General features: G+C 61.2%; 21 protein-coding genes. 8 read left to right on the forward strand and 13 right to left on the reverse strand.

The features are described 5' to 3' along the window. Positions 1-579: 579 nt before the first annotated feature. The gene (locus tag BPNPMPFG_RS06345) at positions 580-1356 is read left to right on the forward strand and encodes a hypothetical protein (RefSeq protein ID WP_258594051.1); all 777 of its coding nucleotides are present in this window, start codon (positions 580-582) and stop codon (positions 1354-1356) included. Positions 1357-1549: 193 nt separating this feature from the next. On the opposite strand, the gene BPNPMPFG_RS06350 is transcribed toward BPNPMPFG_RS06345, so the two are convergent. From BPNPMPFG_RS06350 to BPNPMPFG_RS06365, 4 genes are all read right to left on the reverse strand, one after another. Further along, positions 1550-1849 (reverse strand): DUF6074 family protein, encoded by a 300-nt coding sequence (locus tag BPNPMPFG_RS06350; RefSeq protein ID WP_413776835.1) that lies wholly within the window; start codon positions 1847-1849, stop codon positions 1550-1552. Positions 1850-2024: 175 nt separating this feature from the next. Beyond that, a complete protein-coding gene (locus BPNPMPFG_RS06355) occupies positions 2025-2321 on the reverse strand; it encodes a DUF982 domain-containing protein (RefSeq protein WP_258594054.1) in 297 nt (98 codons plus the stop codon). A 211-nt stretch (positions 2322-2532) separates the two neighbouring features. After that, positions 2533-2769, reverse strand: coding sequence for a hypothetical protein (locus BPNPMPFG_RS06360; protein ID WP_258594056.1), 237 nt, complete (start codon positions 2767-2769; stop codon positions 2533-2535). A 112-nt stretch (positions 2770-2881) separates the two neighbouring features. Further along, positions 2882-3259 (reverse strand): hypothetical protein, encoded by a 378-nt coding sequence (locus tag BPNPMPFG_RS06365; RefSeq protein ID WP_258594057.1) that lies wholly within the window; start codon positions 3257-3259, stop codon positions 2882-2884. Between the two features lie 246 nt (positions 3260-3505). Between BPNPMPFG_RS06365 and map the strand changes: the two genes are divergently transcribed. After that, positions 3506-4333, forward strand: coding sequence for a type I methionyl aminopeptidase (gene map / locus BPNPMPFG_RS06370; protein WP_258594059.1), 828 nt, complete (start codon positions 3506-3508; stop codon positions 4331-4333). 46 nt (positions 4334-4379) lie between these two features. Here the strand turns inward: map and BPNPMPFG_RS06375 are convergent, their stop codons facing one another. Then, entirely contained in the window at positions 4380-5174 is a 795-nt protein-coding gene (locus tag BPNPMPFG_RS06375) for a sensor histidine kinase (protein ID WP_258594061.1), read from the reverse strand. A gap of 111 nt (positions 5175-5285) precedes the next feature. Here BPNPMPFG_RS06375 and BPNPMPFG_RS06380 point away from each other — a divergent pair, with 111 nt between their 5' ends. Beyond that, positions 5286-5735, forward strand: coding sequence for a hypothetical protein (locus BPNPMPFG_RS06380; RefSeq protein WP_258594063.1), 450 nt, complete (start codon positions 5286-5288; stop codon positions 5733-5735). On the opposite strand, the gene BPNPMPFG_RS06385 is transcribed toward BPNPMPFG_RS06380, so the two are convergent. Both BPNPMPFG_RS06385 and BPNPMPFG_RS06390 read right to left on the reverse strand, forming a co-directional pair. Next, positions 5702-6469 carry a response regulator transcription factor gene (locus tag BPNPMPFG_RS06385; RefSeq protein WP_258597077.1) on the reverse strand — a complete coding sequence of 256 codons (768 nt, stop codon included), beginning with the start codon at positions 6467-6469 and terminating at the stop codon, positions 5702-5704. The two genes, BPNPMPFG_RS06380 and BPNPMPFG_RS06385, sit on opposite strands and share 34 nt — an antisense overlap. A 17-nt stretch (positions 6470-6486) precedes the next feature. Further along, complete coding sequence (locus BPNPMPFG_RS06390) at positions 6487-7344, reverse strand: MipA/OmpV family protein (RefSeq protein ID WP_258594065.1); 858 nt, start codon at positions 7342-7344, stop codon at positions 6487-6489. A gap of 259 nt (positions 7345-7603) precedes the next feature. Here BPNPMPFG_RS06390 and radC point away from each other — a divergent pair, with 259 nt between their 5' ends. The 5 genes from radC (at position 7604) to BPNPMPFG_RS06415 (ending at position 11588) form a co-directional block, all read left to right on the forward strand. Then, positions 7604-8365, forward strand: coding sequence for a RadC family protein (gene radC / locus BPNPMPFG_RS06395; protein ID WP_258594067.1), 762 nt, complete (start codon positions 7604-7606; stop codon positions 8363-8365). 149 nt (positions 8366-8514) lie between these two features. Further along, entirely contained in the window at positions 8515-9942 is a 1428-nt protein-coding gene (locus BPNPMPFG_RS06400) for a coiled-coil domain-containing protein (protein WP_258594068.1), read from the forward strand. A gap of 232 nt (positions 9943-10174) precedes the next feature. Then, the gene (locus BPNPMPFG_RS06405; protein ID WP_258594070.1) at positions 10175-10513 is read left to right on the forward strand and encodes an ArsR/SmtB family transcription factor; all 339 of its coding nucleotides are present in this window, start codon (positions 10175-10177) and stop codon (positions 10511-10513) included. After that, positions 10510-10959 (forward strand): SRPBCC family protein, encoded by a 450-nt coding sequence (locus BPNPMPFG_RS06410; RefSeq protein ID WP_258594071.1) that lies wholly within the window; start codon positions 10510-10512, stop codon positions 10957-10959. Before BPNPMPFG_RS06405 ends, BPNPMPFG_RS06410 begins: the two co-directional genes overlap by 4 nt. Beyond that, positions 10947-11588 carry a glutathione S-transferase family protein gene (locus tag BPNPMPFG_RS06415; RefSeq protein WP_258594073.1) on the forward strand — a complete coding sequence of 214 codons (642 nt, stop codon included), beginning with the start codon at positions 10947-10949 and terminating at the stop codon, positions 11586-11588. Before BPNPMPFG_RS06410 ends, BPNPMPFG_RS06415 begins: the two co-directional genes overlap by 13 nt. 51 nt (positions 11589-11639) lie before the next feature. Here the strand turns inward: BPNPMPFG_RS06415 and BPNPMPFG_RS06420 are convergent, their stop codons facing one another. Genes BPNPMPFG_RS06420 through BPNPMPFG_RS06445 form a run of 6 tightly spaced genes read right to left on the reverse strand, consistent with a single transcriptional unit; the run spans position 11640 to position 18199 of the window. Further along, positions 11640-12566 (reverse strand): acetamidase/formamidase family protein, encoded by a 927-nt coding sequence (locus BPNPMPFG_RS06420; RefSeq protein ID WP_258594075.1) that lies wholly within the window; start codon positions 12564-12566, stop codon positions 11640-11642. A gap of 26 nt (positions 12567-12592) precedes the next feature. After that, positions 12593-13546, reverse strand: a complete 954-nt coding sequence (locus BPNPMPFG_RS06425) for an ABC transporter permease (RefSeq protein ID WP_258594077.1) — start codon at positions 13544-13546, stop codon at positions 12593-12595. Between the two features lie 5 nt (positions 13547-13551). Beyond that, on the reverse strand, positions 13552-14577 hold the full coding sequence (locus BPNPMPFG_RS06430) for an ABC transporter permease (protein WP_258594079.1): 1026 nt from the start codon (positions 14575-14577) through the stop codon (positions 13552-13554). Further along, complete coding sequence (locus BPNPMPFG_RS06435) at positions 14577-16115, reverse strand: ABC transporter ATP-binding protein (protein WP_258594080.1); 1539 nt, start codon at positions 16113-16115, stop codon at positions 14577-14579. The genes BPNPMPFG_RS06430 and BPNPMPFG_RS06435 overlap by 1 nt, the downstream gene beginning before the upstream one ends. A 60-nt stretch (positions 16116-16175) precedes the next feature. After that, the gene (locus tag BPNPMPFG_RS06440; RefSeq protein WP_258594082.1) at positions 16176-17192 is read right to left on the reverse strand and encodes a BMP family lipoprotein; all 1017 of its coding nucleotides are present in this window, start codon (positions 17190-17192) and stop codon (positions 16176-16178) included. After that, on the reverse strand, positions 17189-18199 hold the full coding sequence (locus BPNPMPFG_RS06445) for a nucleoside hydrolase (protein WP_258594084.1): 1011 nt from the start codon (positions 18197-18199) through the stop codon (positions 17189-17191). Before BPNPMPFG_RS06445 ends, BPNPMPFG_RS06440 begins: the two co-directional genes overlap by 4 nt.

The following is an 18199-nucleotide window of genomic DNA, read 5'->3' on the forward strand; positions in this document are numbered from 1 at the left end:
CCATCTGTGGACCTCGAGGCACCCAGCCATGAGCCCCCGCGCCCATGCGTGCCGCGTCCTCGCCGGTATCCAAGTCTCACGCCGGGGCTGATGACCTCCCACTCCGGAGTGTCGGATGCGGGAAGCATCGCTCTGCTAGTCCTGCTGGCTAGGGTGCTGCGTCTCTGGGCCATTCGTGTCCTGGAGTTGTCGTTGTCGATTTCGTTGCTTTGTGAGCCACGAAACCGCATTATCGGCCTTGAGACTATATGCGATAAAGCCTAGCAAAATCAAATGTCTAATAGAATCTCACCAAGTCTCACTTTGTGCCAGACATCGCCCTTTCACGGCGGTAACAGGGGTTCGATTCCCCTTGGGCGTACCAGAGATTTCAAGCATCTAGTGGCCTTTTGAGCTGGCAAGCGACATCGCCTCAACCTTGCCTTGTGTTCAACGTTCATTTGGGTGCAGCAATCTGTGAATCTCTCGCGGCCACGCACAAGCACCATCTGACTCCGATGTATCAAAAAAGTTGCTTTCGTTCCTTTGTCAGAGAGCAAATCCTGTGAAACTATAAAATGCTGGACTCGGGCGGAGCAAATGAAGGCTATCGATCGTTACAAGAAGGATGTTGATGCCTTGATTGCTCGCGGCGAAAGGCTCCGGTTAGCTATTCGCTATGAAACGGTTCCCGAGAATATGGGTCCACAAGGATTGACTAAGGAGCAGATCGCAGCACTTCCCTCCGTAACGGAAACCTACCAATCATGGTACTCGGAGGCTCTGGCTCTCATTAAGCAAATTTTGCCAGACCGAGCAGACGATTTTCAATCGTACTACATGCCTCCAAAGACAAGAAAAGACGTTAAGTATGAGAACTATACTATGTTCGATTATCTGAAAGGTCTTCAGTCACGCTGGGGTGACGGGGTAAAAACTTCAGCTGGAATTACGGTTCTCGACCAACAATTTCAGATTGTACGAGCGTTGCGAGCGCGATTCGAGTCGTCTCTCTTCGACATAAAGGCACTTGTCCAAGCAGATTTGTTAGATGACGAACTGGCCGCCGCCGAAGAGCTTAACAAGAACGGTTTTACCCGCGGCGCCGGAGCGATTGCGGGGGTGGTGATTGAAGCACACCTCTCCGAGGTTTGTGATCGACACCAGATTCAGCCTAAGAAAACGAATGCAAGCATTGCGGATTTCAACGACGCATTGAAGGGCGCTTCAGTAATAGAGGTTTCGACGTGGCGGTTTATCCAGCACCTCGCGGATATTCGGAATAAATGCGACCACAAAAAGACCGTAGAACCAACAAAAGCAGAAGTTGCCGACCTCATTGATGGGACACGGAAGATAACAAAGACGATATTCTAAACGGCAGACCGCCGCCGTCCCCCACCCGACCTGAGGCAAGGTCGCAATTGCTCCTCCCTCTCCGATCACCCTGGCCCGACATTGCCGGCCAGTCGGGAACTTGCCATCGAAGGTGGCGAGCACCGATGTATTGCTGCCCCAGTTCAGCTTGACACCGGCGTTGATGGCAAACCTTGCAGAGCAATTTCGGCCTTCAGGCAGAAAGACCCGGCGCCGACCCCGCGTCCGCACCCGCCGACATCTCCCTCTGCACGGCCAGAAAAAACCTGCGCACTTCATCGCTGGCTGCTGTTCTGTCCCTGCCCGACCCGACAACGAGATCGAGCAACTCGGATGCCTTGGCCCGCCAGAACGAGGTGGCGGGCTCGCCGTGCAGATTGCCGAGCTTGGCGGCAACCTCTCTGACCAGGAACACCTGACGGTCGATCGGGAACGCACGGACTTTTTCTGGCGACATCTTCCGAACCATGAACTGACGCAACGAATCAACCATTGCTGAACAAGCACTGGCGTAGCCGCGAAGGTGGAAACGGAAGCTTAACGGCACCGACGTTGACGCGCCTTGATACATTCGCATGAGATGAAAATGACGCGCTCACGGCATCGCCGCATGGGTTCAAACGCGATCGTTGATGGTTCAATCGGGCAAGCAGAACGGTGGACGGCCTTTAGGCCTGCAGCGGTCTCGCCTCACTGCTACGCCTGCTCGGCGTCATCATGTCCCTGGCCATCAGTCCGCTGGCACGACAAAACGCCATGAATGCACGGCATGCCTCCTCGGTCTTGACCACGTCCACCGTGGCGCCGAAGCAGGCATTGAACGCCTTCTGATAGAGCGGGCCCCGACGGCGCACGGGCCAGTCCTGAAGAATATCGAGCGCCTGTTCAACGCCGTAAATCTCCTCCACCGGCAGGCCGGGCGCGGGTGCGATCCGCACCGGCACCTCGAATTGCAGTCTGTCCATTTCTTGGTCTCCCGAACTGGCGTCGCCAAAGCAACGCCGTTCGTCGTCAAAAGTTGCTTTGACCGGCCTCTAGCCAAGAAATGTGTCGTCACTGCGGTGCGACCAATTGGTCGTCACTGCGGTGCGACCAATTGGTCGTCACTACGGTGCGACCAACTGGTCTGCGGTCGCGACCACTGCGTGAACGCGACCGCGCCAGGGTCCGCCAGGCTTACTGGTTGGCCGGATCTGTCTCCGCTTCGAAAGCCATGCGGGTGGCGGTGATCAGCACGAAGACCGTCGGCACTGCGAAGATGCCGCCGAGAACAAGGGCCGCCGTTGCCGACAGACGAAGCGTCTCGGCGACCGCCCAATAGACAGTGCCGATGCAGATGAGCGCCTGGACGGAGAGGAAAGCGGCCGCCGAGGCGGCGCGCGACAGGGTTTTGAATGTCTTGATGCGTTGCATTGAAATAATCCGGAAACGACGCGCCGCATGACCGGTGCGCGGCCGACAGCCGCCGCAAGATCACGACGCGAACAGGGATAGGTATGAGGTGAAAGCTGCGGTCCTGGACCGCTCAGGCCGCGATGAACGGCGGTGCGCGCGGCTGGTGGGCATTGGCCTTGGGCGCGGAGACCGTCCCGTGTCCGGCAACAAACGTTGAAGGCGAAGCACGGTCGAAGCGAAGGAAAACAGCTTCGGGAACCGGTAGGCCGGGATGACCGCTGGCAAATTTGGTCAGCACCGGCCGGCCGGCGCGAACCTCCAGCGCCGGCGCCTTGCCGGTGACACGCAGCAGCGCCGCCACCTCGCCGGACCGTTCCAGGCCGACGCTGGCGCCAGCTTGCGCGGGGTTCGCGAAGGCCGGCACGTCGGGGCGGCCAAGGCACAGCATCGCCAGCAGCACCATGCCCATCAGGCATGAGCAGGCTGCCGTCAGCGGCGCTTCAAGCAACCTGGTTTGCCTGGCCGCCGTGAGGGGACGCGATCTCCAAAACATCACCCGCCCTAACGCACGATGGCCGGAAAGGAAAGCAAGCCGGGCAAAAACCGGCAAGACATCGCCCATTCGAGGCGAATATCCCGAACTGAGCGGCTGCATCAGGCAGTTCTTCCTTGAACCTTTTGCCCTCAAGTGCCAAATCTGGGTGGATTTTCACGTCGGCTCTCTTGCAGGGCTCTACCCGGCACTACGGAAAAAATGGTCACCTATCTCGACGCCGCCACGGCACCGCTTAGAAACACCGGCCAGATCCGCCTCTATGGCGAGGAAGGCTTTGCCGGCATGCGCAAGGCATGCGATCTCACCGCGCGTTGCCTCGACGCGCTGGTGCCGATGGTCGAGCCGGGCGTCACCACCGAAACAATAGACCGCTTCGTCTTCGAATTCGGCATGGACAACGGCGCGCTGCCGGCGACGCTCAACTATCGCGGTTATACCAAATCGTCCTGCACCTCGATCAACCATGTCGTCTGCCATGGCATTCCCGACAACAAGCCGCTCAAGGATGGCGACATCGTCAACATCGACGTCACCTACATCCTCGACGGCTGGCACGGCGATTCCTCGCGCATGTATCCTGTCGGCACGATCAAGCGCGCCGCCGAGCGCTTGCTGGAGGTGACGCATGAATGCCTGATGCGCGGCATCGCGGCGATCAGGCCCGGCGCCCGCACCGGCGCCATCGGTGCCGCCATCCAGACCTATGCGGAGGCCGAGCGCTGCTCGGTGGTGCGCGATTTCTGCGGCCACGGCGTCGGCCAGCTTTTCCATGACGCGCCGAACATCCTGCACTATGGCAGCGCCAACGAGGGCGTCGAGATGCGGCCCGGCATGATCTTCACCGTCGAGCCGATGATCAATCTCGGCCGCCCGCACGTGAAGGTGCTGTCGGACGGCTGGACGGCGGTAACGCGCGACCGCTCGCTGTCGGCGCAGTACGAGCACACGATCGGCGTCACCGACACCGGCTGCGAGATTTTCACGCTGTCGCCCAAAAAGCTCGACCGCCCCGGCCTGCCGGCCTAGTTTTGCCGCGGAGGCATGGGCATCGGGTTACCCGGCAGGAGACCGTCTAGGACGGTTGGGCACTTGGACCATTCGGCAGGTCGACGGTAACGATAAGCCCGTTGGGTTGGTTGTCTTGCAATGCGATCTTGCCGCCATGGCCCTGGATGATGTCCGCAACGATCGAGAGGCCCAGGCCAAAGCCATGCTTCGACGCAACACCGCGTGACGTGTCTTCCTTGAAGAAAGGCTCGAAGACCCGAGCGCGGGCCGGCATCGGAATGCCCGGCCCATCGTCGCCGACCGTGATACGCGCCGCCATGTCGGTCTCTGTCAACGCGACGATGACGTTGCCGGCGAATTTGACCCCATTGTCGCAGAGATTCGTGATGGCGCGTGCCAGCGCATTGGGTTTGCACCAGCCCAGAAGCCGGTCCGGTCCGGAATAGGAAACCGAAAACCCTACATCGGAGAATTCGGCGCAGACGGTTTGCAGCACGCTGGCAATGTCGGCACGCTGCAGCTTCTCCGTCGAGACATCGTTGCGCAGATAGGTCAGGGTCTCGTCGATCAGATCCTCGATGTGCTGGACATCGGACAACATCGCGGTTCGGATGGGTCCGTCGTCCATGCGCTCGGCGCGAAGCCGCAGCCGCGTCAAAGGTGTGCGCAGATCATGACTGACGCTGCGCAACATGCGCGTGCGGTTTTCGATCATGGTGCGGATACGGGTTCTCATCCGGTTCAGGGCGCGCGCCAGGCCGACCATTTCGATGGAGCCGCGTTCGACGAAAAGCTCGTCGCTATTCTCGATCGCGGCCGAACTTACAGCCGCCGAGATACGTTTCAGCGGGTCCGTCACGGTCCATACCGCAAAGAGCCAGATCAGGAGGGGCAAGGCAATGAAAGCCATAAACCTGTAGAACAAGCCACGGACGAAGCCTGATGTCAGCAAAGTATCGGGTACGCCGAAATGAGCCAGGACGGTCTGCTGGTCCAGGTCAAGGACAAACGCGTATTGACCGTCGACTGTGAGCCATCGTCCGTCAACCGGCTCCTTCCCGACCCGGAAAACCCATTCGATATTTCGCCACAATGCATAAGAGTTTGGACCGCTATCGATCTGTTTTTTCGGCAGTATCTTGAAATCGAGACCCGCACGAGCCGCCGCCGCAAGGATGGTGTTGCGAGTCTCCGCTGGCGCTTCGCGCAACAAGGCACCAACCACTGCGGCTCGTCTGCCGCTATCGTCCATGACCGGCAGGTCGATACTCCTGGTAAAAGTTTCGACGGCCGATCCGACCGACATGATGACGATCACTGCCATGAAAATGATTGCCGCAAGCTGCCCACGCACAGACTGCGGCAGGCCGCGGCGGATGAAATCCCTCATACTTCCTCAACCGTCGCGGTGAAGATGTAACCGCCCAGCCGAACAGTCCTGAGAAGCAGCGGATCGCGCGCATCCTTTTCTATCTTCTGGCGGATCCGGCTGACATGGACATCGACGCTTCGCTCGATCGGCCCGGCAAGCCCGGCATGGGTTACGCCGAGAAGTTCCTCGCGCGAGAGAACCCGGCCCGCATTGCGGCAGAACGCGAGCAACAGGTCGAATTCATGTGTCGTGGTCGCAACGCGCGCATTGCTCGGATCATGCAATTGCCGACGTATGGGGTCGAGGCGCCAGCCGTTGAAGCGAAGCACCTTCGAGCGATCCCGTTCGTCGGGAGCGTAGGCCGTGCGGCGCAGCAACGCCCGTATCCTGGCCGTCAGTTCGCGCGCGCTGAACGGTTTCGTCACATAATCGTCCGCGCCGATTTCCAGTCCGAAGATGCGGTCGATTTCTTCGCCAAGCGCGGTAAGTATCAGGATCGGAACGTTCGTTCCCACACGAAGACGGCGGCAGATGCTGAGACCGTTCTCACCGGGCAGCATGACATCGAGCACGATGAGATCGAACTTCTGGTTGCGAAGCGCGGCATTCATTTCGACGCCGTTCCCGGCTATTTCCACGATCATGCCGTTGTCGGTGAGTGTCTCGCCCAGCATGCGCGCGATCTCGATATCGTCTTCGACAATCAGTATGCGCGAACCTTGCCTCGCCGATTTGAACTCGGCGTTCAAATCGCTCCAGCTTGAGTTTGCCGCAGCCTGCATTGTTACCTGTGTGGTCATCAAAACCGATATCCGACAAGAAGCATCCCTGAAGGCTGAACCTTGTCGACGACAATGGGGCTGTCGGCGGCGTCACCCACAAGAATGCCGACCCCCGCCTGGCCACGCACCATCCATTTCTGGTTGAGCATATATGTGGCGGAAATCGAAAAATCGGCGCGCTTCAACCCGGCGCGGGCATCATAACGCGCCAGCCCCGAGCGGGCCGATTGTTCAGGCGTGACACCAAAATAGGCCTGCATGTAATTTGCGTCGGCGAAGACGACGGATGCGCCGGCGCCGATTATCAACGATTGGGACAGAGGCTGGGTCACCTCAATCCCGACCGTGCCCAGCAGGCCGTCGCTGCCGCCGATGGTCTTGTCCAGCTGTGCGAAGATTTCAGCCGGGCCGAACTTCACTGCAGCCTTGGCGCCGACTGTCGCGCCCATGTCGACATCCCCCAGGCCGCGCAGGCGATCGGAGTCGTCTTCCTTGCGGCCCATCTCATAGCCAAGGCGCGCGCTGAGTTTGAACGGCCCTTGTTCATAGACAGCGATGTTGGCGCCTGTCGGATCGATCGTCACTGTGTCGCGGAATGTCGCTGTGACGAAAGGCACCGGCATGATCTTGAACTCATCGCTGCCCTCGTATTTGGGGACGATGATGGCGCCGCCGCCAAGCACGACATGCCAGTCGGCCAGCTTCTGTTCGAGGCGCCCGAAACGGGAAGGCTCGGGCGGCGGAATGAAATCGTCGGAATTGACCGCAATGGCGTCGGCCGCCAGCACGATCCCCGAATGCGTTGAAAACAGGATTGCCATCGCCGCAAGAGAGGTCCGGCCGGCAAACATTCCAGAATCTATTTTGGCTAACATGCATGCTCCAGAGCAGCGAGGCAGTGAGCCCCTGATGCTCTGACTATTTCAGGTGAAAGTGGCTGCATGCGTGAAGTGATGTTAAGTTTTGTTGCGCAATCTTGGTCTCATCTTGGCGCTTGCATGAGAGACGTTGGAAGCGGGCAACCGCAGCCGGCACGGCGCGCTCGCGTGGGTCGTCTCACGCTGGCAGAACAGAACGGTTTCAATCCAAGCCAGAACGGTTTTAATGTCTGCGCCAGAGGAGTGTGGGCGGCATATGGGGAACACAAGCGACGACGAGCGGGGGTTCTTCCCGCAAAAGCCGATCCAGCCTCTTGCGAAAGCGAAGGCCAAGTCGAGCGAGGAAAAACCGCATTATCTCGGCCATCGTGACCGCTTGCGCGAACGCTTTGCCTCGGCCGGTCCGGACGCCCTGCCCGACTACGAATTGCTGGAACTCCTGCTCTTCCGCCTGATCCCCCGCGCCGACACCAAACCGGCCGCCAAGGCGCTGCTGGCGCGCTTCGGCACGCTGGCCGAAGTGCTCGGCGCTCCGCTCGGCCTGTTGCAGGAGGTCAAGGGCATCGGCCCGGCGGTGGCGCTCGACCTGAAAATCGTCGCGGCGACCGCGCAGCGCATGGCGCGCGGCGAGGTCCGCGGCCGCGAAATCCTCTCGTCCTGGACGCAGCTTCTCGACTATTGCCGCTCGGCAATGGCGTTCGAGGAGCGCGAGCAGTTCCGCATCTTGTTCCTCGACAAGAAGAACGCGCTGATCGCCGACGAGGTGCAACAGGTCGGCACCGTCGACCACACCCCTGTCTACCCGCGCGAGGTGATCAAGCGCGCGCTCGACCTCTCGGCGACCGCGATCATTCTGGTCCACAACCACCCGTCAGGCGATCCGACGCCATCGCGGGCCGATATCGAGATGACGAAGGAGATCGTCGACGCAGCCAAGCGGCTGGGCATCGCTGTGCATGACCACATTATCATCGGGCGGAAAGGTCACTCCAGCATGAAGGGCCTGTTGCTGATCTGATCATGCGCGTTGCGTGCGAGGCTCCTTCGAAGACTCCCGGGCATCGTTTGATTGCACGAAGACGGCTGGCCGGAGGCTCGATATAAGACGGCTATCTTAAACCCGCGTACCTTGCCGAGTGAGGGTGAGCGCAAGGGGGGTGTTCGGTCATGAAATTCAGGGGTCTGATCAAGCGCGCTGACAATGCGGACAGGGCATTCGAAGAGCTCCAAACAGCGTTGGCGGACGCGGTCGAGGAGTGTCTCGGCCTCGAGGACTTGCCCGTGGTGGAAAACGACACCGTATCGGATGAGAACCCTGCGGCAAAGGATGACGGCTCGCAGCCTGAGGACAATCCGGACACTGCCGAACCCGCGCGACGGCTGACTTCGCATACGCAAAGCCGTCTGGCTGGGTTGAGTTCCTTTGATGGGCTCTTTCGCGATGCGCAGGAGTATTTCGAGGAGATCAACGCGAAACTGTCGGACATCGCGAACTCGCACCATTTGACACGCGAATTCTTCTACATCCTTCATGCCGACATTCTTCGCGCCAACGAACTGGAACTGGCAAATGTCAGCCTTACCGCGGAACAAAGACTGCTGTTGGAACAGCTCCATGATGCGACCAGAAAGCAGCACGAGCTCGAAAGCACTGTTGAGGCCTTGCATCAGCGCGAGACAAGCTTGGCCCAAGACAATGAGGCGCTTCGCGGTGCGCTGGCTGCAGCAAGGCTGGAACTCGTAGAGGCAGCGAATACGAGCGCAAAAAACGAAGCGGAGTTCGGTGACGTCGCTAAGACGCTTTCCGCCATAACGGTCGAGGCCGATAGACGCGCCCACGAGAACAAGCTGCTGCGGGAAAAGCATGTCAACCTGTCGATCGATCTCGACAAGGCGCTAAAGCGGGAAGCCGAGGCGCGGCACAGGCTCGACGAACTCTCGACGATGCATGCCAACGAAGCAGTGCGACAATCGGAACTGCTAGCTGCGCTTGGCAAGAGCGAGAAGGAGTCGGCGCGGCTCCAGAAGTCGCTTGAGATCGCCCAAGCGAAGATGGCAGAAATGACGGAAGCCGGCCGTATCATGGAAGGCGACAGGGAAGCCGAGCTTGAACGCAGTCGCGCGGAGATTCGAGGGTTGCGTTCTGAAATCCGGAGCCTCCACTCGCGACTGGAACTTGCCTCGAACGAAAATAGTGGAGCCGCAAGCGAGATCGCGAAGCTCAAGGTTCAATGGAGCGACGCCGTAACCGAAAGGCAAGTGGCGGATGAAAGGTTGTCCGCTCTCCTCAAGGAGAACGAAAGCGACAAGAATAACCTTTCGAAGGTGAGCGCAAATTTTTCGCAACTTTCCCTGCAGCAGGCATCCGAACAGATACAGCTCGATATCCAGAGACAGGAATGCGAGGATCTGCGCGCCGAAATTGCGTCGCTCAACGCTCGGATCAAGGAACTGTTGCCCTATGAGCGGCTCCATAGGGTCACGAACGCCAAGCCGCGCGATAGCGGCATCGTCGATGCTGCCGGCGGGGTAGTGGAGACGGCGCACGCCACAAGCAGGCGGCGCGTTCGTCGGAGCCTACGCGCTACGTCCTAGCTAAGGGCGGCTGCTTTCACCGAGAAGAAGAGTGTGCGGATTCCGTGGCTGATCAGGGCGTGAGGGTACTGAGTAAATAGCCGTGCGTGACCACATCATCATCGGGCGGAAGGGCCATTCCAGCATGAAGGGCCTGCTGCTGATCTGACGATGTCGGCTTTTAGGACGAAGGCGTTCGTCGGATTGCTGCCAATGGTTGACGCCGCCAGTGACAAGAGCGATACTTCGCTACATGGTGAAGTATCAAGCATCAGCTATCGACCGCACCTTCTCCGCGCTCGCCGATCCTACCCGGCGGGACGTCCTGCTGCGGTTGAAGGAGGAGCCCGGCCTGTCGGTTAGCGAACTCGCCCGGCCGTTTTCGCTAAAGCTTCCTGGAATGATGAAGCATCTGGATGTCCTATCCGATGCGGGATTGATCACACGGGCCAAAGCCGGTCGCATCGTGTCGGTTCACCTATCTGTCGGGCCGATGCGGGAGGCAATGGATTGGCTCAAGCGGTATGAACGCCTCTGGACGGTAAGCCTCGATCGGCTTGTCGCGCTCGTCGAAGAGGATGGCGAGCGATGACCAAGAGCCTCCCGAGCGTGACCATCGTGCGCAGAATCAAGGCACCGCCAGCCAAGGTTTACGCGGCGATCACACAGCCCAAACTGATGATGCGGTGGTGGGGGCCTGATGCAGGGCCGACGCTCAGCGCCGAGGCGGACGTGCGACCGGGAGGTCGATTTAGCGTCGTATTCCGGTTGCTGAACGGCGATGAGCACAATCCTACCGGGGTCTATCAGGAAGTGGTTCCCGAGAAGAAGCTCGTTTTCACCTGGGAATGGCCCGGAATGCCAGAACGAGAGTCGCTGGTGACGTTTCTGCTTGAGCCCTTTGACGGCGGCACCGAGCTGACGCTGATCCACGAGCATCTTCCCGACGAAGAGGCGCGCAAGAGCCATGAGGAAGGCTGGAGAGGCCTCCTCGACAAGCTGCCAGTTTTCCTTGGAGATGCCGGATGGTCGACCTGATTCTCACCACCTTCGACTGGGTTCCCGAGCCGCCGCGCGGCTATGTGCGCGACATACGGGTGCGTTGGGCCTTGGAAGAGGCCGGCTTGCCCTATCGCGTCGAGAGCGTGCCATTTCGCGCTCGCAATGCCGAGCATTTCGCCCACCAGCCGTTTGGCCAAGTGCCGTGGTTGACCGATGGAGACATCTCGATCTTCGAGAGCGGCGCGATCCTGCTGCATCTCGGCGAGCGTAGCGATGCGCTGCTGCCCGCCGATCCGCGCGATCGCAGCGACGCCAAGGAATGGCTGTTCGCGGCCCTGAATTCGGTCGAGGCGGCGAGCCTGCCCTGGTCCATATTGGTGTTCTCGGGGGAGAGCCACGATACGGCGGCCTGGAAGATTTTGGACGGGTTTCTCAAGCTTCACCGACTCCAGCGTATGGAGCCGGTATTGGCGGGACGCGAATGGCTCGCCAGGAGCTTCTCCGTCGCCGACATCCTGATGGCGGATGTGCTGCGCCTCGTCGATCGGTTCGACGGGCTAGCGAATTATCCCGCTTGTCGCGACTACGTCGCGCGCGCCACGGCTCGCCCGTCCTTCGTGAAGGCACGCGCAGACCAGATGGCACATTTTGCTGCGGCAGACTGAGACCGGGAAAGTCGCCGCGCTATGACAATAGCCGGACCGCCTGGAGCATCCTCAAATGGGCAACGCGCTCTTTGGTATCGAACACAGCACGCTGAACGACGGGTTGACCAGGTTTCCGACGCGCAGTTTGCAGCATTGGCTGACAAGCTGGTGCGCGTCCATCAGATCCAGTTTCGTTCGCCGTGCAACCCACCGGACCAGGCCGGATGCGGCGATCCGGACGGCGTCGTCGACTGGTCGTGCGCCGCCGATGACGCCGATGTGGCTGGCGGTTTCCAGCCTCGGCCAATCGAAACCGTCTTCGGGCGCAAGCCGCTCGATTGAAAGCGTCGTGTTGAAGGCGCCTTCGATCGCGGTGCCCGCGATCTCGCCGTCGCCCTGCGCATAATGTCCGTCGCCGATATAGACGTGCCCGCCATCGACATTGGCGCGAAGGTAAAGCGTGGCGCCGGGGCCGAGTTCCGGAATGTCGAGATTGCCGCCAAAATCACCTGGGACGACGCCGAGACGGACTTCGCCATGCGCCGGCGCGACCCCCAGGGTTCCATGAAACGGCTGGAAAGGGACCTGCAACTGGGCGCCAGAACGCGTTGGTGTCACAAGCGAGGTCCGCTCGGCGGCGAATCTCCAGATCCAGACACGTTCGTCCTGCGGCTGTTGAAGATTCGGATTGGCACGCGTGCCGGAGAGCAGCCCGAAATCCGGCGAGATCGTCGCAACACCCCAGTCGCGGGCGGGTTCCAACGCTATCAGGCGGATGGCGAGAATATCTCCGGCCACAACGCCGTCGACGGCAATCGGTCCGGTCAGCGGGTTGACCTTCGGGTATGGCGCAACCTCGCGCGGTCGGCCGTCGACATCGGTCAGCCTGCCGGAAAAGCAGTCCTCGGTGAAAACGGTGAAAATCTCGCCTGGACGCACGGTCCTGCGAGGCGCATGGCCGCCGAAATGAAACACGAAGTCGTTTTCTCGCTGCATGTCTTGGCCGCCTTGCGTGATGATGGTCAAAGGTTTGAACGTTGCGGATCGGATGGCTCGCGCATCGGCCCTGGTTTGAGAATTCTGGCTGGGCGGTTGCGGACGTGAAGCCGCCAGCGCGCGAATGTCAGCCCGAGAATGGCCGCGAGATAGGGCAGCATCAGGACGAACTGCGAGGGGATGGCCAGCGCCTGGAGGCGGTCACCCAACGCCCCGAAGAAGCCGAACAGCACCGCCGCGGCAGCCGTTGTCCAAGGCAAGCCGCCGCTGAACAGGGTCGCGGCAAGACCGATGAAGCCGCGACCGCTGGTCATTTCCGGGAGGAAGAAGTGCAGCTTGTCCATCGAGATCTGCGCGCCGGCCAGACCGGCGAGCAGGCCGCTGATGGCAAGCGCCAGCGCCTTCATGCGCGCAACGTCGATGCCGGCGGAGCGTGCCGCATGTTCATCCTCTCCCGAAGCGCGCAGGTAGGAGCCGATCGGCGTCTTGTAGAGGAAGACAAAGCACGCCGGCACGGACAGGAAAGCCAGGATGACGACGATGCTCTGCCCCTCCAGCGCCGGACCGAGCACCGGCACATAGGACAGCGCACCGGCCGGGATGTGCCAGAGATCCGGGAAGGTGACTGGGCGCAGGCCCCCTGGGCTTCGATAAAACCATTCCAGCGCGAACAGACTGCCGCCCGCGCCCAGAAGGTTGATGCCGAGGCCGGCAACGATGAAATCCGCGGAAAACCGCAAGGTCATCAGCGCCAGAAGCTGGGACATCAGGATCGACGCGACCAGCGCGCACAAAAGCGCAAATGCCGCACTTCCGGACGCATTGCCGACGGCAATGGCCGTAAACGCGGCTACCAGCATCATGCCCTCCACGGCGACGTTGAGGATGTTGGCCCGCAGCGTGATCATCGCCGCCAGGGCCGCCAGCACGATCGGCGAGGATTGTTCGAGCACCGAGGCGAGAAAAGAGATGTATGCCATCTGCTCTAGTCCCGCGCACGGGCGCTGAGCCGCGCCGTCATCAAGAGCACGAGAAGGCCGGTGAGGAGATTGACGAGCGACCGCGGCACATCGGTGGAGATCTGCATGTAGGCGGCGCCGTTGATGATCATAGCATAGAACAAGGCCGTCGCCAGCGCTCCGATTGGGTGGATGCGCGCCAGCAAGGCGCATGTGAGGCCAACCAAACCGTAGTTGGGGGAGAAATTCTGCTCAAAGCGATGGCCGATCCCCAGGACGTAGAGTGTACCCGCCAAACCGCCGAACCCGCCGGCCAGCAGCATGGCCATGACAATGCGCTTGTCGGCGGGAACGCCAATGGTCCTGGCAAAGCGCAGATTGGTGCCTGATGCACGCAGTTGCGCGCCCCATTCCGTCCTGAACAAGGCCACCCAACTGACCACCGACAGCACGGCAGCGACGATGATTCCGCTGGTGGCGCCGGGCACGCCGGGAAACGCCGGAAGCCATATCTTTTGCGGCAGCAACTCGCTTACGGCGCCGTAGCTGGTCGGATCGCGGATGACCTGATTGGCGAGATAGGAGGTGAACAGCAGCACAATGATGTTCAACATCAGCGTCGTGACGACCTCGTCGACGGCTAGTCTGACCTTCAGCACCGCGGGAATCCAGCCGAGCAACGCGCCGGCCAGGATGCCCCCCACGACCACCAGTGGAAACAGCACGACCGCCGGAAGGCCGGAAAGAAAGACGCCGATCACGGTGGCCGTGATGGCACCGGCGTAGAGTTGGCCTTCGCCGCCGACATTGAAGACGCCGGCCCGGAACGAAAAGATCACGCCGAGCGCGATCAGCGTCAACGGCGTTGCGCGATTGAGGAACAGGGCGAAATTGCCGAGCGAATCGAAATTGGCCAGAAGCAGGTCGCGATAGGCGCGGACCGGCTCGTCGGTAATGGCGGCAACCAGCACGAAGCCGATAGCGAGCGTCAGCGCGATAGCTGCAACCGGCGCGCGAATGGCCTTCAGCAGGTCGATGACGACGCGGCGCATCAGTTGACCGTCCCGAGCGAGCCGTTCATCAGCGCCCCGACCGTCACCTCGTCCGCATCGCCGCGCTCGAGGACCCGCAAGAGCTTTCCTGAATACATCACGCCGATCCTGTCGGAGAGCGCGAAGATCTCGGACAGCTCGGACGATATCAAAAGGACGGCACGGCCGCGATCGGCGGCCGCCATGATGCGCTCGTAGATGAATTCAGCGGCACCGATGTCGAGGCCGCGCGTCGGCTGGCTGACCACCAGAAGCGTCGGATCCCGGTTCAGCTCTCGTGCGATCACGACCTTTTGCATGTTGCCGCCCGACAGGCTGCCGACCGGCGTCGAGGGCTGCGCGCCTCGAATGTCGAACTCCGCGATCTTGCTTGCCGCGAAGGCGTCGACCTTGTCGGTGCGCACGAATCCGTGCCTGATCAGACCCGCGAGCCTGTAATTGGTCGCGGCCAGATTCTCGCCAACGCTCATGGTGGCGCCAAGGCCACGATCCAGACGGTCTTCCGGGACGAAGCCGAGGCCCGCCTGCTGGCGGCCCGGTACGCCGACGGTGGTGACGTCCTCGCCGTCGAATTCGATCGATCCGGCCTGGAGATCGGTGAATCCGGCGATGACTTCAGACAGCTCGGTTTGCCCGTTGCCGTCGACGCCGGCGATACCGACGATCTCGCCGGCCCGAACCTCGAAGGAAATGTCATCGAGCAGCAACCTTCCGGCGGCATTGGACACCGAGACATTGCAAAGCCTGAGCCTGGTGGGGCCGAAGGCGCGCTTCCGCGGCTGACCGGTGCGGCCGACAAGAAAGACATCGCGGCCGACCATGTCGCGGGCAATGTCAGCCTCGCTGACATCGCGCGTGAGATGCGTCGATATGGTTTTGCCGTGGCGCAGCACCGTCACCCGGTCGGAGACCGCCTTCACCTCACGAAGCTTGTGAGTGATGAAGAGGATCGTCCTGCCGCGTGAGCGCAGCCCATCGATGATGCTGATCAACTCGTCGACTTCCGGAGGCGTCAGCACCGCGGTTGGTTCATCCAGGATCAGCAGTTCCGCATTGAATGCCAGCGCCTTCAGGATCTCGACACGCTGACGCTGTCCGACAGACAGTTCGCGGACCGGCGTCAGCGGGTCGAGGCCGAAATTATAGCGCTCAATAAGGGCCGCGGCCCGCGCGACCATTGTCCGGCGGTCGGAGAAGATCGCCAGCCGGGTTACGTGCCGGCCGAGGAATATGTTTTCCGCGACTGTCATCGAGGGGACCAAGGTAAAATGCTGGTGGACCATGCCGATGCCGAGCCGGCTCGCCGCGATCGGGCTGGCGATCTCGACCTTGCGGCCGCCGAGTTGAATGACACCCGCGCTCGGCTGGTGAATGCCGGCCAGAATGTTCATCAGAGTCGATTTGCCCGCGCCATTCTCGCCGCAGATGACATGGACTTCACCGCGCCGGACGCTCAACTCGACGTCTCGCAGCGCCACCTTCTCGCCGAACGTCTTGGCGATGGCCGAAAGGTGCAGGATTTCATCCGAGCCGGTCATGGCACAAGTCCACCAACAAGACGACGGGCGGGATCGAACCCGCCCCATCTGCTTTCAAGCCTACTTGAAGGCCGTCTCGACCTTAAGCGCGCCGTTCACGACTTTTGCTTTCGCCTCGTCGATCTTGGCCTTTACCGAGGCCGGCACCAGGGCATCGTTATAGACCAGGCCGACACCGTCATTGGCCAGGCCATAGATCTTGAGCTTGCCGAACTCGGCCTTGCCGTCACGGACCTGCCCGATCGAGTCGTAGATCGAGTTGCCGATCTGCTTCAGCATCGAAGCAAGGACGTTCTCGGGGTGCAATCCGTTCTGGTCGGAGTCGACGCCGATCGCATATTTTTTGGCGTCCGCAGCGCCTTTCAATATGCCCAGGCCTGCAGGACCGGCGACGTTGTAGACGACGTTGGCGCCATTCTCGATGGCGGTCTTGGTGAGGTCATAGGCTTTCTGGGCATCGTTGAAGTTGCCTATGAAGATCACCTGGACTTCGATGTTCGGCACCACTGTCTTGGCGCCCTGCTTGAAGCCGACGATGAAGTCCTGGATGACCGGGAGGTCCATGCCGGCGACCACCGCGATCTTCGGCTCACCGGAGGAAAGCGGGAATTCCGCCTTGTCCGTCGCCGCAATCGCCGCGAGTGCCCCGGCGAGATAAGATCCCTCGTTCTGCGCATACTTCACCGAAAGAACGTTCGGCAGATCCAGCTGATCGTCGAAGAAGACATACTTCTGTTCGGGATGCTGGGGCGCGACGGCCGCCAGGTTGTCGTGCATGTTCGGCCCGGTGAAGATGATGTTCCATTCGCCGGAATTGGAGACCGCTTCAAGATTCTGGCGCCACAATTGCGGATCGCTCGGCGAGGCCTGCAGCAGGCGCGTGCGCACGCCGTCCGCCTCCGCACGCGCAAAGCCGGTTGCGGCATTGTCGTTAAAACCCATGTCGCCCAGATTGTCGCTCATCACATAGACGGCGCTGAGCTTGTCGGCCGCGTTCGCCGCGCTCGCCATGATCGAGACGGACAGCAATCCGCCGGTAACGCCGGCCAGTAACTTCGAAAGGATCCTCATCATCATCGTGTTCCCTGTTGTTGTATCGTTTGATGTGCTGCTGCTGGAATTGCGTTGCGGGCTTCGGCATCGCCGAGTTGGAGTGACGCGATCGACGCGATCGACACCAAAAGAGCCTCCTGCGTGGCCGCGACGTCGAACTCGATCACCACGTCGCAGTTGGCGGGCTTGTCTGACCTGCCCAGGAAATCGACGACGGTGCGCCCGTAGTTCAGCCCCGGCGCCGTCTCGATGTCGACGCGGGCCCTGACGGTCCTTGCAATGCCCGGCTGCGCGGCCACGAGCACGGCGCAGGGATCATGCAGCGGTGCTTCAGCCGGCGTGAGGACATTCGGCTTGTGTGTTGCACGCAGGGACGCCAGCAATTCTGCCGCGAATTTCGCGGCAGGCGCGCTAAGCGCCGCGACGCGCGCAATCAGCGTGTCCGTGATTGGCACCGTGCCACTCGCATCCACCGGCACCATGGTCAGCGGAATCCCCGAACCGTAGACGATCGCCGCTGCCTCGGGGTCGCACAGGATGTTCCATTCGGCCGCCGCCGTTTTCGTCCCCAACCCCCACGCACCGCTGAGCGTGACGATCCTGCCGATCACTGGCTGGATCCGCGGGTAGCGGCGCAGGGCAAGGGCGATATTGGTCAGCGGTCCGGTTGCGACGATCGTCAGGCCGGGCCGCGCGACGGCCTCGGCTGCGATCCGATCGACGGAATGCTCCGGGTCCAGTTCCACGCGCGCCAGGTCGTCGCGAACGGGGTCGAGTGCGCTCTCCATGTCGAGAATGCGGGCGATCAGGCGCTCCCGAAGCAGCGGCCCGACAGAGCCTTCGCACACAGGCGCAACCAGCGGAAGGGCCGCGGCGACGGCAATCGCGGCATTGATGGCTGTCCGATCGCTCGAAAGATGTCCGGCCCCCGTCGTCACGGCCAGAAGGCGGACCGCCGGATGTCCCAACGCGGCCAGGATGGCGAGTGCGTCGTCGTTGCCGGGGTCGCAGTCGTGCACAAGGTCAAGCAT

It is taken from the genome of Mesorhizobium sp. AR07 (assembly GCF_024746815.1).
Classification (GTDB): Bacteria; Pseudomonadota; Alphaproteobacteria; order Rhizobiales; family Rhizobiaceae; genus Mesorhizobium.